The 14,436-nt window shown below is 71.0% G+C and carries 13 protein-coding genes; 9 read left to right on the forward strand and 4 right to left on the reverse strand.

What is annotated here, in order from left to right; translation table 11 throughout:
• Window positions 1-208: 208 nt before the first annotated feature.
• Window positions 209-1,564 (reverse strand): lysine N(6)-hydroxylase/L-ornithine N(5)-oxygenase family protein, encoded by a 1,356-nt coding sequence (locus ACZ49B_RS36105; RefSeq protein WP_468314735.1) that lies wholly within the window; start codon window positions 1,562-1,564, stop codon window positions 209-211.
• 316 nt (window positions 1,565-1,880) lie between these two features.
• On the opposite strand from ACZ49B_RS36105, the gene ACZ49B_RS36110 reads away from it, so the two are divergent.
• Window positions 1,881-2,525, forward strand: a complete 645-nt coding sequence (locus tag ACZ49B_RS36110; protein WP_468314737.1) for an FMN-binding negative transcriptional regulator — start codon at window positions 1,881-1,883, stop codon at window positions 2,523-2,525.
• A 27-nt stretch (window positions 2,526-2,552) separates the two neighbouring features.
• On the opposite strand, the gene ACZ49B_RS36115 is transcribed toward ACZ49B_RS36110, so the two are convergent.
• The gene (locus ACZ49B_RS36115; RefSeq protein ID WP_468314740.1) at window positions 2,553-3,380 is read right to left on the reverse strand and encodes an LmbU family transcriptional regulator; all 828 of its coding nucleotides are present in this window, start codon (window positions 3,378-3,380) and stop codon (window positions 2,553-2,555) included.
• Window positions 3,381-3,595: 215 nt separating this feature from the next.
• On the opposite strand from ACZ49B_RS36115, the gene ACZ49B_RS36120 reads away from it, so the two are divergent.
• The 4 genes from ACZ49B_RS36120 (at window position 3,596) to ACZ49B_RS36135 (ending at window position 8,553) form a co-directional block, all read left to right on the forward strand.
• A complete protein-coding gene (locus ACZ49B_RS36120; protein WP_468314743.1) occupies window positions 3,596-4,768 on the forward strand; it encodes a serine hydrolase domain-containing protein in 1,173 nt (390 codons plus the stop codon).
• A gap of 168 nt (window positions 4,769-4,936) precedes the next feature.
• Window positions 4,937-5,965: an N-acetyl-gamma-glutamyl-phosphate reductase gene (gene argC, locus ACZ49B_RS36125; RefSeq protein WP_468314746.1), complete on the forward strand. Its 1,029-nt coding sequence runs from the start codon at window positions 4,937-4,939 to the stop codon at window positions 5,963-5,965.
• 136 nt (window positions 5,966-6,101) lie between these two features.
• Window positions 6,102-7,253 (forward strand): bifunctional glutamate N-acetyltransferase/amino-acid acetyltransferase ArgJ, encoded by a 1,152-nt coding sequence (gene argJ / locus ACZ49B_RS36130; RefSeq protein WP_468314749.1) that lies wholly within the window; start codon window positions 6,102-6,104, stop codon window positions 7,251-7,253.
• Between the two features lie 70 nt (window positions 7,254-7,323).
• A complete protein-coding gene (locus tag ACZ49B_RS36135; protein ID WP_468314752.1) occupies window positions 7,324-8,553 on the forward strand; it encodes an acetylornithine transaminase in 1,230 nt (409 codons plus the stop codon).
• 24 nt (window positions 8,554-8,577) lie between these two features.
• On the opposite strand, the gene ACZ49B_RS36140 is transcribed toward ACZ49B_RS36135, so the two are convergent.
• Window positions 8,578-9,615 (reverse strand): AfsR/SARP family transcriptional regulator, encoded by a 1,038-nt coding sequence (locus ACZ49B_RS36140; protein WP_468314755.1) that lies wholly within the window; start codon window positions 9,613-9,615, stop codon window positions 8,578-8,580.
• A 78-nt stretch (window positions 9,616-9,693) separates the two neighbouring features.
• Entirely contained in the window at window positions 9,694-10,443 is a 750-nt protein-coding gene (locus ACZ49B_RS36145; RefSeq protein ID WP_468314758.1) for a thioesterase II family protein, read from the reverse strand.
• A gap of 708 nt (window positions 10,444-11,151) precedes the next feature.
• On the opposite strand from ACZ49B_RS36145, the gene ACZ49B_RS36150 reads away from it, so the two are divergent.
• The 4 genes from ACZ49B_RS36150 to ACZ49B_RS36165 all read left to right on the forward strand — a co-directional run bounded on the left by ACZ49B_RS36150 (window position 11,152) and on the right by ACZ49B_RS36165 (window position 14,326).
• Window positions 11,152-11,367: an MbtH family protein gene (locus tag ACZ49B_RS36150; protein WP_468314761.1), complete on the forward strand. Its 216-nt coding sequence runs from the start codon at window positions 11,152-11,154 to the stop codon at window positions 11,365-11,367.
• A 119-nt stretch (window positions 11,368-11,486) separates the two neighbouring features.
• Window positions 11,487-12,209: an LmbU family transcriptional regulator gene (locus tag ACZ49B_RS36155; protein ID WP_468314764.1), complete on the forward strand. Its 723-nt coding sequence runs from the start codon at window positions 11,487-11,489 to the stop codon at window positions 12,207-12,209.
• Between the two features lie 267 nt (window positions 12,210-12,476).
• Window positions 12,477-14,060, forward strand: coding sequence for an amino acid adenylation domain-containing protein (locus ACZ49B_RS36160; RefSeq protein WP_468314767.1), 1,584 nt, complete (start codon window positions 12,477-12,479; stop codon window positions 14,058-14,060).
• Between the two features lie 35 nt (window positions 14,061-14,095).
• Complete coding sequence (locus ACZ49B_RS36165) at window positions 14,096-14,326, forward strand: acyl carrier protein (RefSeq protein ID WP_030301341.1); 231 nt, start codon at window positions 14,096-14,098, stop codon at window positions 14,324-14,326.
• Window positions 14,327-14,436 lie beyond the last annotated feature (110 nt).

Consider the following 14,436-nt stretch of genomic DNA (forward strand, 5'->3'; position numbering starts at 1 on the left):
CTCCACCCCCTCCTCCCCCCCCCCCCCCCCCCCCCACCCCCCCACCCCCCCCCCCCCCCCCCCCCCCCCCCCCCCCCCCCCCCCCCCCCCCCCCCCCCCCCCCCCCCCCCCCCCCCCCCCCCCCCCCCCCCCCCCCCCCCACCCCCCCGCTCCCCCCCCCCCCCCCCCCCCCCCCCCCCCCCCCCCCCCCCCCCCACGGTGTGCCGTCTCAGGCGGCCGAGGACGCTTCCGCCACGGGGTGGTTGAGGTCCAGCTCCCGCTCGGTGCGCCGCAGCACGATCGAATCGGCGATCTCGCCGCTGCGAACCGCGATGTTCGACAGCAGGGACGACGACATGCCGTGGGTGTGCTCGGTTCCGCCCTGGAGATAGACGCCGCAGGTCAGTCCCGATGCGGTGACGAGGCGGTAGTCGCGTTCCACCCGGTGCCTGCCCGCCGCGTCGCGCTGGAAGTGCTGGTCGAAGTCGCCGAGCAGACGGGCCGGGTCCAGGCCGTCGTAGCCGGTGGCGAACACGATCGCGTCGACCGCCAGCTCCTCCCTGCGGTCGTCGAGCAGCGAGTGCAGTTCCACCCGCGCCCCGCTTGCGACACGTTCGACCTCGGCGACCCGGGTGAGGTTGCGGAAGTGCAGCCGCTGGTCGCCGCCGCGCACCTGCTCCTCGTACGAGCGCTGGTACAGGGCCCGGATGACGTCGGCGTCGACCACCGAGTAGTTGGTGTTGCGGTGGTAGCGCCAGAACGAGTCCCTTGCCCGCTCGGTGCCGAAGTAGTACTCGTCGACCGCGTCGGGGTCGAACACCTGGTTGGCGAACGGGGTGTCGTCGGCGACGGAGTAGCCGTACGACGGGATGACCGCGGAGACCTGGGCGTGCGGCAGCGAGTCGTAGAGGAACCGGGTGATCTCGGCCGCGCTCTGGCCGGCGCCGACCACCGCCACGCTCTTGAGGTCGCCCGGGTTCTGGGTGTTGAACTTGCTCAGGAACTCCGAGCTGTGCCACACCCGCTCGTCGGACGTCACACCCTCCGGCAGGCGCGGCACCAGACCCGTCGAGATGGTCACGTTGCGTGCGGTGACCACGCTGGTGGTGCCGTCACCGCCGCGCACCTCGATCTCGAGGAGGTTGGGCGTCGGCGACCCGGCCTCGGTGACGGGCCGGATCGAGGTGACCTCGGCGCCGTAGGTGACCTTGTCGCGCAGGCCCGCGGCCGCCCACTCCAGGTACTGGTGGAATTCGTGGCGGGTCGGGAAGAAGTCCTGGTTGTTCACGAACTGCACCAGCCGGTTGGAGGCGTGCAGATACGAGATGAAGCTGAACCGGGACATCGGATTCCTGAAGGTCGCGAGGTCCTTGAGGAATGAAATCTGCATGGTCGTCGACGGCAGCAGCATGTTCCGGTGCCAGCCGAACGAGGGCTGTCGCTCGAAGAAATGGGACTTGACCGGATGCTGCGGAGCGCTCGCCCCGTGCTCCTCCAAGGCGATCGCGAGCGACATGTTGGACGGGCCGAACCCGATACCGACCACGTCGTAGATCTCTTGGTTGCGCCTGCCAGTTATGCCCATAGAAATTTCTCCCGCTTGCGTCTGGAAAACTCGGCCGGTGGCCCGAGAGACCGTTCTGCAGTGTTGCTCCCGAGGTTATCTCAAGGCAACTTGAAGACGGCCTGAAGACTGTTTTGAGGACTTCTCGAGGTGCTCGATAATCCGAAGGCTTTGTCCTGTCGACGGGACGGCGATATGGTCGGCGCGGATTATCAAGATCTCCGCGCGGTGCGGCCGGTGGCCGATGGCCCATGTGTCCTGTGTCCGGAGTCATGCGATCAGTCATGCCCTGAGCCAGGGTCATGCCCTGAGCCAATTGTTGAAAGGGTGTATCCGAATGTTCGTGCCCAGCTCTTACCGCGAACCGGACAGTTCGTGGATGGTGGACCTGATCCGTGGTAATCCATTGGCGCTCGCGGTGGCCAATGGCAGCCCCGAGAACGGTCCGTTCGCCACGCACCTCCCGGTCATCTTCGACCCCGAGACGTCCGGCGACTGGTCCGGCGAGCTGCCGGGGGCCACGCTGCTCGGACACATGAACCGGGCGAACCCGCACTGGTCGGCGCTGGAGACGGGCGGCGTGCTGCTGCTGACGTTCACCGGTCCGCATTCCTACGTGTCGCCCACGGTGTACGAGAAGACGCCGGCCGCCCCGACCTGGAACTTCACCGCGGTGCACGTCCGGGGCGTGGTGGAGAAGATCGAGTCGATGGACGAGACACTGGGCGTCGTGGAGTCCACCGTGCGCGCCTTCGAGGGGCGGTTCGGCAACGGCTGGGACATGACCGAGTCGCTCGGCTACTTCCGCAAGATCGCGCCCGCCGTGGGGGCCTTCCGGTTCACGGTGACCGGGGCCGAGGGAATGTTCAAGCTCAGCCAGGAGCAGCCGGACGAGGTGCGCGACCGCGTGCGGGAGTCGTTCGGGCAGAGCGCGTGCACGTACAAGCGTGAGACCGCCGGCCTGATGAGCCAGCTGTCCTGACGCGCCGAAATCCTCGGCGCCGGGGACTCAAGCGCTGACGGCCACGGGCCGGGTCTGCTCGGCGAGGTCGTCCAGGGCGCTCGCGGCCGCGCTGTCCAGCGTGGTCATCACCCACTGCTCGAAGTCGACGCCGAGCTGCTCCGCGGCCTTGTGCCACCACTGGACACGGCTGCCGGGAACCTCCAGCCGGCGGCTCGGCTCGGTGGGGGTGCGGGGCAGCTGCTCGCCCTGGCGCTCGGCGCGGATGGCGCCGCGCAGCTGCTTGGTGGTCCACTGGCCCTGCTCGGCGCGGTCGAGCCAGCGGTCCTGGTCCTCGACCGGCATGGAAGCCAGCTCGGCGTGGTGCTGGAAGCTCAGGGTGGGCCGGCGCCGGGTGAAGTCGAAGCGCCGTGAGACCCATGCGTAGTTGCGCAGGGTCTGGTACGAGAGGCCGACGGCCTGGATCCCGCGCTGGTACCGGTCGGTGTAGTGGTCCTTGCCGTACCTCAGCCAGTCGCCCAGCCACCAGGAGGACGAGTCGAGGACGCCGGCGAGCTGGCGCCCGGCCCGCTCCCACTCGTCGTAGGCCATCCCGGTCGGCATCTGCAGGCCCACCTTGGTCGTCAGCACCTGGCCCCGGCGCGGCGCGGCCCCCGCAATGCGCGGCTGTCTTGCCGGGGGTTGCGGGGGAGGGGCTGCCGGGCCGCCATGCGGCCCTGCGGTTAGACCGGCCTGACGTGCCATCATGCCTCCATCAGAAGGGTGTACATAACCGGCGAGAAGTTTCCCGGCGGGGGCTGGAGCGGTACCGGAGCGGCGTTCGAACGGCCGCCCGGCTGTCCCGTCGACAGGACGGCGCACGACCGCATGTCCCATCTCCGCCGGAATTCATTGCCGGCCACAGCTCTATTTCCTGCCCGGGTGTGTGACTTCGAGCCATTCCCGGGCCTGCTTGTGCACGTAAATCGGCCGCCTTGATATCGAAAAGAACCAGTGGGCAGGTATTTTCTTGCCGTGGTTCGACTTCGCCGAAGGACCGCACAAGTACCGCATCAGCGAAATTCAGACGACCTTCAGGACGGGGAATGACGATGACGATACGGAAGAGACCACGGGTCGGCGCGGTCGGTCTGGCGGCACTCGCGGTCATGGCCACCGCCTTCACGGGCCCCGCCCAGGCGGCGGAGGACACGGCCCCCAAGGCGGCCGACCACCAGGCGACGCAGCGCGCGATCGACGCGGCCGTCGCGGCCGGCATCCCCGGCATCACGGTCGAGGCGCGGGACGCCAACGGGGTCTGGAAGTCGGCATCCGGCGTGGGCAACCTGACGACGGGTGCACCGCGCGGCAAGAACGACCGGTTCCGTGTCGGGCACCTCACCGCCACCTTCGTGGCGACGGTCCTCCTCCAGATGGAGGCGGAGAAGAAGCTCAGCCTCGACGACACCGTGGAGCGGCATCTGCCGGGCGTGGTGACGGGCAACGGCAACGACGGCCGCGCGATCACCGTACGGCAGCTCCTCAACCACACCAGCGGCCTGCCCGACTACTTCGCCGACGCCGACTACGTCTCGACGTACGTCCTGGGCGACGGCTACCTCCAGCACCGCTACGAGACCATGCCGCACAAGAAGCGCGTGGAGGTGGCCCTCTCGCACGCGCCGGCGTTCCAGCCCGGCGCCCGGCACGGGTTCTCCAACACCAACGACATCCTCTCCGCGATGATCGTCGAGAAGGTCGGCGGCAAGCGCTACGAGGACGAGGTGCGCAAGCGCATCATCGAGCCCCTGGGGCTCACGGCGACGTCCACCCCCGGCAACAGCGCCGGCCTGCCCCAGCCGAGCGGCCGCGCCTACTCCAAGCTCTTCTTCCAGACGCAGCCGGACAAGATCGACGACGTCACCGAGGTCAACGGGTCGCAGGCCTGGGGCAACCTCGACATCATCTCCAGCGCAGCCGATCTGAACCGCTTCTACAGCGCCCTGATGCGCGGGAAGCTGCTGCCGGCGAAGCAGCTGGCGGAGATGAAGACGACCGTCGTCAACCCCGACTTCCCGCTCTCGTCCTACGGCCTCGGCCTCGAGCGGCTGACGCTGGGCTGCGGGACCACCCTCTGGTACCGCGACGGAGGCACGGTGGGCTGGCTCTCCCTGGTCGCCACCACCGAGGACGCCGGCCACCAGCTGACGTTCAACTACAACAGCGACTGGCGACCGGACGACATCCTCGCCATCCTCAACGCCGAGTACTGCGCCGCGCCTTAGCGCTCACGCAGAGGCAGGTCACGAGAGCGCCCTCCCGGCACCTGTGAGCCGTGCCTTCGAGCCGCAATCAATTCCGAGGCTGTCGTATGTACGGCTGTACGGCGAATGCGATGGGTGACAGAGCCCGGATCGCGTGCGAAGGACGTGTGTGTCACATCGGGAGGGTTCATGACAGTGCGAGCAGCTGTGGCGGGGGCGAGTGGATATGCGGGGGGCGAGCTGCTACGCCTGCTCCTGGCCCACCCTGAAGTGGAGATCGGTGCCCTGACCGGGCATTCCAGTGCGGGACAGCGCCTCGGCGCGCTGCAGCCGCACCTGGCTCCGCTGGCCGATCGGGAGCTCGGGCCCACCACGGCCGACGTCCTCAAGGGGCACGACGTCGTGTTCCTCGCCCTGCCGCACGGCCAGTCCGCCGCCGTCGCGGAGCAGTTGGGCGAGGAAACGCTCGTCATCGACTGCGGAGCGGACTTCCGCCTCGCGGACGCGGCCGACTGGGAGAGGTTCTACGGCACGCCGCACGCGGGCACCTGGCCCTACGGCCTGCCCGAGCTGCCCGGCGCCCGCGCCGCGCTGGCCGGCACCAGGCGCATCGCGGTGCCGGGCTGCTACCCGACCGCGGTCCTGCTGGCCCTCTTCCCCGCGTACGCGGCGGGACTGGCCGAACCCGAGGCGGTGGTCGTCGCGGCGTCCGGCACCTCCGGCGCCGGCAAGGCGCCCAAGGCGGACCTGCTCGGCAGCGAGGTCATGGGCTCCATGCGGCCGTACGGCGTGGGCGGCGGCCACCGGCACACGCCCGAGATGGTGCAGTACCTCAGCGCCGCCGCCGGTCACCGGGTCGCCGTCTCGTTCACCCCGACCCTGGCCCCCATGCCGCGCGGCATCCTCGCCACCTGCTCCGCCGCTGCGCGGCCCGGGGTCGGCGTGCAGGACGTACGGGCCGCGTACGAGAAGGCGCTGGCCGACGAGCCGTTCGTACGGCTGCTGCCCGAGGGGCAGTGGCCCAGCACCGCGGCCGTCTACGGATCGAACGCCGCGCAGATCCAGGTGGCCCTCGACCCGTCGGTCGGCCGGATCATCGCGATCAGCGCCATCGACAACCTCACCAAGGGCACCGCGGGCGGTGCCGTCCAGAGCATGAACGCAGCCTTCGGCCTGCCCGAGGGCCTGGGGCTTTCCACCATCGGAGTCGCACCGTGAGCTGGGGGCACCTCCCAGCGGTGGCTGGGGCAACACCCGCAGCTGCCGGGCCGCAGACGACGACAGTCGCACCTCTGCGCTGCACGGGCGGCAGTGACATCAGCCGCAACCGCGGCGGGGCGAACAAGGAGATGCAGTGAGCGTCACCGCAGCACGAGGCTTCACGGCGGCGGGCATCGCCGCAGGAATCAAGCAGAACGGCAACCGGGACCTGGCTCTGGTCGTCAACAACGGGCCGCGCTGCGCCGCGGCCGGCGTCTTCACGTCCAACCGCGTGCAGGCCGCCCCCGTCCAGTGGTCCCGGCAGATACTCGCCGACGGCACGATCCGCGCGATCGTGCTCAACTCCGGCGGCGCCAACGCCTGCACCGGGCCGCAGGGCTTCCAGGACACGTACGCCACCGCCGAGAAGGCCGCCGAGCAGCTCGGCCTGGACGCGGCGGACGTGGCGGTCTGTTCCACCGGGCTCATCGGCGTGCCGCTGCCCATGGACCGGATCCTGGCCGGCGTCGAGAGCGCCGTCACCCGGCTGTCCGAGTCCGGCGGCGAGGACGCGGCAGTCGCCGTCATGACCACCGACACGGTGCACAAGACGGCCGCCGTCACCCGCGGCGCGTGGACCGTCGGCGGCATGGCCAAGGGCGCGGGAATGCTCGCCCCCGGGCTCGCCACCATGCTCGTCGTCCTCACCACGGACGCCGACCTGGACAGCGCGGCCCTGGACCGGGCGCTGCGGGAAGCCACCCGGTCCACCTTCGACCGGGTCGACTCCGACGGCTGCATGTCCACCAACGACACCGTGCTGCTGCTGTCCTCCGGGGCTTCCGAAGTCATCCCGGAGTACGCCGAGTTCGCCGAGGCCGTCCACACGGTCTGCGCCGACCTGGCCCGGCAGCTCATCGGGGACGCCGAGGGCGCCAGCAAGGAGATCCGCATCGAGGTCGTGGGCGCCGCGAGCGAGGACGACGCCGTCGAGGTGGGCCGCTCCGTCGCCCGCAACAACCTCCTCAAGTGCGCCATCCACGGCGAGGACCCCAACTGGGGGCGCGTCCTGTCCGCCATCGGCACCACCTCCGCCGTGTTCGAGCCCGACCGGCTGGGCGTCGCCATCAACGGAGTGTGGGTCTGCAAGAACGGATCGGTGGGCGAGGACCGCACGCTGGTCGACATGACCGGCCGCGAAGTCGGCATCACGGTGGACCTCGCCGCGGGCGCGGACTCCGCCGTCATCTGGGCCAACGACCTCACCGCCGAGTACGTCCACGAGAACAGCGAGTACGCCTCATGAGCGGTTCTCCGTCTCATGAGGGCTGCCCGTACGCAGTGAACAACGACGTGAGCTTCGAGGGAGCGACGGCATGAGCAACGGCGCGGACACGGCGGACCTGACCGGGGCGGGCAACGCGGCGCTGACCCGCCGCTGGCAGGGCGTCATGATGGACAACTTCGGCACCCCCCTGCTGCCCCTGGTCCGGGGCGAGGGGACGCGGGTCTGGGACGCGGAGGGCAACGAGTACCTCGACTTCGTCGGCGGGATCGCGGTCAACTCGCTCGGCCACGCGCACCCCGCGGTCGTACGGGCCGTCTCCGAGCAGGTCGCCTCACTCGGGCACGTCTCGAACCTGTTCATGGCCGAACCGACCGTGCGCCTCGCCGAGCGCCTGCTGCAGCTCGCCGGGCGCCAGGGCCGGGTCTACTTCTCCAACTCCGGCGCCGAGGCGAACGAGGCGGCCTTCAAGATCGGCAGGCTCACCGGCCGCACGCACATGGTGTCGGCCGTCGGCGGCTTCCACGGCCGCACCATGGGGGCCCTGGCCCTCACCGGCCAGCCCGCCAAGCAGAGCCCCTTCCTTCCGCTGCCGGGCGACGTCACCCACGTGCCGTTCGGGGACGTGGAGGCCTTGCGCGCCGCCGTCACCCCGCACACCGCGCTGCTGATGCTGGAACCCCTGCAGGGGGAGAACGGCGTGGTCGTGCCTCCGCCCGGCTACCTGCGGGCCGCCCGCGAGATCACCGCGGCGACCGGCACCCTCCTCGTCCTGGACGAGATCCAGACCGGCATCGCGCGCACGGGCCGCTGGTTCGCGGCCGAGGCCGAAGGCGTCGAGGCGGACGTCGTCACCCTCGCCAAGGGCCTGGGCGGCGGTCTGCCCATCGGCGCGACCCTCGCCTTCGGCGCGGCCGCGGAGCTGCTCACGCCGGGCGCGCACGGCTCCACCTTCAGCGGGAACCCCGTGGTGTGCGCGGGCGCCCTCGCCGTACTGGACACCATCGAGCGGACGGGCCTCCTCGACCACGTGACCTGGACGGGGGAACGGCTCCGGCGCGGCCTGGAGACCCTCGGCCACCCGCTGGTGCGCGAGGTCCGCGGCGCCGGCCTGCTGCTGGGCGTCGTGCTCGACGGAGCGTTCGCGGCTCAGGTGCAGCAGGCGGCCCAGGACAAGGGCCTGCTGGTGAACGCGGTGATGCCGGACGTCGTCCGGCTCGCCCCGCCGCTGAACGTGTCGGACCGTGAGGTGGACACGTTCCTCGACGGTTTCCGGGAGGCCCTGTCCGAAGCCCTCGGCGAGGTGCTGACGGCGGCCTGACCCCGCGCCGATCGGCAAGGCCTCCTAGGCGAGCCCCGCGCCGGCGGTCACCCGCTGCGCGGTGCTCGCCGTCAGCTCGTTGAAGCGGCACATCAGCTGGTTCTGCTCCTGTTGCAGCCGCTCGATGCGGCGGTGCAGACGGGCTATCTCCTCGCACAGGGGGAGCACCGCGTCGTCGGCCGTCAGGTCCAGCTCCCCGCGCACCGGCTCCGCCCGAAGCGGGCCGGCCGGGCGGGGGCCGGCCGTCGCGGCGAGGGCCGGGTCGTGGTGGAGGATCGCCTCCATCAGACCGCGCAGGGGGGGGCCCGGCTCCACACCGAGTTCGCGCACCAGGCGGTTGCGCGCCCGCTCGTACACACGGAGCGCCTCCGCCTGCCGGCCGCAGCGGTACAGGGCGACCATCAGCAGGTCGTAGAACCGCTCCCGCACGGGGTGGTCGGTGGTGAGCTCCACCAGCTCGCCGGTGATCTCGCCGTGCCGCCCGGTGCGCAGATACGCGTCGTACATCATCTCCAGCGCGGTCAGCCGGTGTTCCTCGAGCTGGGCCGCCTTGCCCGCGCAGATGTCGCCGAGCACGCTGCCCTCCAGAGCCGGGCCGCGCCACAGCGACAGCGCCCGGCGCAGCAGCTCACCGGCCCGCTCCGGGTCGCCGGGCAGGATCCGCCGGGCCTCGTCGGTCAGGTGCTGGAAGCGCGCGGCGTCCGTTTCGACGGGCGCGAGCTGCAGGGTGTAACCGCGCGAGGTCGTCACGATCCACGGGTGCTGGACGTGCTGGGCGTGCTGGGCGTGCTGGGCGTGCTGTCCGTGCTGTGCGACGCTCCGGCTCTCCGCCCCGGACAGCAGCCTGCGCAGCCGGGCCACATGGAGCTGCAGCGCGTTCGCCGCGTTGGCGGGCGGGTGCTCGCCCCACAGCTCGTCGATGAGGCGCTGCACGGAGACGTTGTGCCCGGCCTTCACCACCAGTGCCCCCAGCAGCGCACGCTGCTTGGCACCCGTGGGAACGATGCGCAGACCGGTCCGTTCGTCCTGGACTTCCACGAGACCGAGCAGGCGGAACTCCATCTCATCCCCTCACACACGCTGGCATCTCAGTCAGTTGCAGGAGTCGGGCGGCCACGCGGCGGCGGTTCACGAAGCGGTTCAGGAGGAGCGCATCGCGCCCGCCGCGGCGAGCGCAGCGGTCGCGTCCCGTTCGATCTGCCGCAGCAGCGGCCCGGGATCGTCCTGGAAGTAGAAGTGACCGCCGTCGAACACGCGCAGGCCCAGGAAGTGCTCGGTGTGCTCTTCCCAGCCGGTCATCCGGGCCGGTGAAGCGGAGTGGTCCTCGCCGCCCGCGTAGGCGGACAGCGCCACGGGCAGCGGACCGGTGCCGGGAGCGGGGCGCCAGGTCTCCACCAGGCACAGGTCGGCCCGGATGACCGGTTCGAACAGGGCCCACAGGTCGGGGTCGTCGAACACCGCGTCGGGCGTGCCGCCGAGCAGCTTCAGACGGGTCCGCAGCTCGGCGTCGGGCAGCTGGTGGTACCGGTTCTTCGGGCCCGCGATCTGCGGTGCGGTGCGTGCGGAGACACCGATCCACACCGGCAGCGGCAGCCCCCGGTCGACGGCCCGCCGGGTGATCTCGTACGCGAGGAGGGCGCCCATGCTGTGCCCGAAGAGGGCATAGGGGCCGCCCGTCAGCTCGGGCTCGATGAGGCGCAGCAGATGGTCGGCGAGGCGGCCGGCGTCCGCGATCTGCGGCTGGTCGAGGAGCAGGCCGTGGCCCGGGGCGTCGAGCAGCCTCACGTCCCACGTGTCCGGCAGCTCGGCGGGCCAGTGGCGGTACAGCAGGTGCGAGCCCCCCGCGTGGTGCAGGACGAACAGGCGCAAGGCAGGTCGTGTGCCGTCCATCTCTCTCCCTCCGATCGGCCGCGCGTCCTCGGACCATAGAGCGCTGCAAGACCGACGGGGCGCGGGCACCGGCCGGGCTCCACCGCCGGTGCGGCGGCCCTCGAGCGATCCTCCGGTCGCCGCGGTGCGGACACCGGGCGCCGGACATCGGGGAGGGAGCGGGCGCCCGTCGGGGGTTGGCCGGAAATCCCGCGCGCGGCTGCGGCGAGGTCCGTGCGGATCTCGAGCGGTTCGCCACCGTGAGCGGCGAAGACCGGTCCGGAGGTGCGCGCAGACCTCCGTCGCCCGGCCGCTCGAGCGGACCTTGACCGGGTCTCAAAAGGGCCGTGGATACAGTGGCGGCAAGTCGGCTACCGGCAACGCGGGCAGCCAAGCCCGTACGACGACCGCGGCCCGACGGCCGGGGTCCCGCGCCACCGCTCGAACCGGAGCGGACAGCGGACGGGCCGATCGGCTGCCGTACGTTCTCATCCCAGGACGTGAGGCAGTCGGTCTCCCGTGAACCCAGTGGGGTGCAGAGGACGACCGGGAGGTCGGCCGGCCTGCCGCCCTGGTACCGCTGACGGTCGAGTCCTCACGGTGACGCGGCCACGCCGGGGTCGCCACCGATGCCGGGTGTCCTGCCGACCGGACAACGCCGGTCGGCGAACCGGCGCCTGGGCCATCTCCAACTCCGAGTCACCCCATGACAGTTAAGGACGGTGCCAGTTGAGCACGAACCCCTTCGACGACGAGAACGGCCGCTTCCACGTCGTCGTCAACGACGAGGAGCAGCACTCCCTGTGGCCCGCGTTCGCCGAGGTGCCCGCCGGCTGGCGGGTCGTCTTCGGTGAGGCGGCCAGGTCCGAGTGCCTGCAGTACGTCGAGCAGAACTGGACCGACCTGCGCCCCAAGAGCCTGCGCGATGCCATGGCGGCGGGCTGATCGCCGCTCGGACGCTCGCGCGCCGGCCGCAGCGGAACGACGGTGACCGCCGCCCGGGTGCTCGGTAGAGCGACCCGGTGCACGCCCAGGCAAACACTCTGAGTGGGGAGATGAAGGTTGTGAGCGGCGCTGTGAGGACCGCCAGCAGATACAAGGCGGGGCCGGGGGGCAACAGCGGTGAGCCCGCGCAACGCGACGCGGTCCTGTCGTTCGTGGGGTCGCAGGCCAAGGTGCAGAAGTCGGGGATGGTCTTCCCGGAGAACCTGTCGGAGCGGTCCTGGGAGCAGATCGGGACCAACCTGCGCGAGCTCGTGAACTCCTCCGCGTGGTGGCTCGCCGACTGGATGAGCTACGGGGAGGCCACCTACGGGTGGCGGCGGTACAAGGAGGCGATCGAGCGCACGGGGCTCGACTACCAGACCCTGCGCAACTACGCCTGGGTGGGCCGGCGGTTCGAGCACCACCGCAGGCGGGACAGCCTCAGCTTCGCCCACCACGCCGAGGTGGCCCGCCTGTCGCCGCCGGAGCAGGACTACTGGCTGCGCAAGGCCGAACAGCAGAAGTGGTCGCGCAACGAACTCCGCAGGTCGGTGCGCGCCAGCCTGGCCGTGCAGAGCGACACGACCGAGGTCCCCGCGGGCAGCGGCGACGAGAAGCAAGAGGTACCCCGGCTGGCCGACTCGGCGGCCGCCGAAAGGCGCCAGCAGAAGCGCACCACGCTCACCATAGAGCTGTCCGCCGGCCAGCTGGAGTACTACTCGAAGACGGCTGCCGCGCACGGCCTGCCCGTCGACAAGTGGGTGGCCCAGTTGCTCGAAACCGCCGATCGCCGGACCGCCTAGGGGGTGTCGTCAAAGTCTCGTCTGGCCGGTGGGGCCCGGCACGCGCGCTCGCCGCGTTGTCGTCGGTCGACGACGCGAGCGTCGCCTCCCTCCTCCGCCTTGCGATCACACGCACCAGACCCCACCGGCCCCGCCCTCACGGGCGGACGACGCTACTTTGACGACACCCCCTAGAGGCGCATCGCCCACTGTGCCGGCCGCCCCCCCGTTCCCGGGGGTGCGCCGGCGGCTCGTCCGACCGGACACCTCTCACATCGGAGTCAGTTGATGATCCTTCAGGGAAAGCGGGTCGCCCTGCCCTCGGCGCCCGTCGTCCACAAGCAGTTCGAGGCGAACGTGGCGGCGGCGCCCGACGCCGTCGCCGTCTTCTGGGCCGGCCAGGAGCTGACGTACGCCGAGCTGGACGTGAAGGCGAATCGTTTCGCCCGCTTCCTCGTCGAGCGCGGACACGGCCGGGGTGCGAAGGTCGGTGTCTGTCTCGACTACTCGATCGACATGCTGGTCGCCATCCTCGGCACCCTGAAGGCGGGCGCGGCCTACGTGCCGTTCGACCCGGCCTACCCGGCGGCGCGGCTCCAGCTGCTGCTGGGCCAGGTGCCCGACCTCGCCCTGATCGTCGCCTCCCCGGCCACGGCCGGCATGGTCGAGTCGGCGGACGTCGACGTCATCGACCTCGAGCAGCTCGCCGACGGCCTGGCGGCCCTCCCGGCGACCGCCCCCGAGGTCACCGTCACGGGCGACGACATCTGCTACGCGGTCTTCACGTCCGGCTCGACCGGTACGCCCAAGCTGACCGCGGTGCGGCACGAGGGCTGGTTCAACCTGATGAACTGGCTGAAGCTCGAGTACGGCCTGCACAGCGGGTCGAACCACCTGGTCGTCAGCGCCTTCGGGTTCGACCTCTCCCAGCGCAGCCTGATGACGCCGCTGTTCGTCGGCGCCACCCAGAACCTGATGGCGACCCGCAACTTCGACGCCATGATGGCCTACCGCCTGCTCCGCGAGCGCGACGTCCGCGTGGTCCACTGCGCCTCCAGCACGCTGTACCTGCTGGTGGACTGGGAGACCGCACGCGGCGGCGACGTCCTCAGCCGGCTCGACTACGTGCTCTTCGGCGGCGAGGCCCTGAAGGTCGAGCGGCTCACGGACTGGGCGCGGCGCGAGGGCAACACCTGCACCCTCCTGCACCAGTACGGCGTCGCCGAGTGCACGGACGTCGCGACCTCGTACGACCTGGCCGACTACCGGCCCGGCGAGCACGACGTCCCGCCGGTCGGCAAGCCGGCCTACAACACCGACATCCACCTCGTCGACGGGGACCTGCGCGGTGTCGCGCCGGGGGAGCAGGGCGAGATCTGCATCGCCGGGGCCAGCGTCGGCGCGGGCTACCTCAACAACGGTCCCGAGAACGCGAAGTTCACGACGATCGAGGTCGACGGAGAGCCGCTCCGCGTCTACCGCACGGGCGACCGCGGCCACGTGAACGAGGCCGGCGAGCTCATCGTCCTCGGCCGCATCGACGCCCAGGTGAAGGTGCGCGGCATGCGCATCGACCCCACCGACATCGAGCGCGCGCTCGCCCGGCTGGCCGGGGTCCGTGAGGCCGCCGTGGCCATCACGTACACCGACGCCGGCGACGCCGAGCTGATGGCGTTCATCGTGCCGGCGGCGGACGACCTCGCCGACGACGACCTGCGCACCGGCCTCCTGGAGACGCTGCCGCGGAACATGGTGCCGGCCAAATTCGTGAACGTCCCGCTGCTTCCGCTCAGCCCGCACGGGAAAGTCGACCGCGTCGCGCTGGTCGATGCATACCGGAAGCAGTTCGCCGACAGCGGCATTGCCGCGTAGTCGGCGGACTTTTGATGACAACCGAGAGGGCTGTGATGATCGCCGACAGCGTGCGCGCCATTTGGTGCCGGGAACTCCAGCAGGACGACATATCGGTGGACGACGATTTCTTCGCCCTGGGCGGCCAGTCTTTGATCATGGTCAAGATTCAGGGTGCTTTCATGGACGAGTTGGGCGTCGAGGTCCCGATGGACCAGATGTTCCTCAACTCGACGGTGGCGTCGATCTCTGCGTACATCGAATCGCTGGGCGCACCGACCCGGTAGCACCAGGCGTGGTCGATGCCCTGGGGGGGGGGGGGGGGGGGGGGGGGGGGGGGGGGGGGGGGGGGGGGGGGGGAGGGGGGGGGGGTATCGTGGGGGGCGGTGTGGGGGGC

Source organism: Streptomyces sp. NPDC031132 (assembly GCF_055570595.1).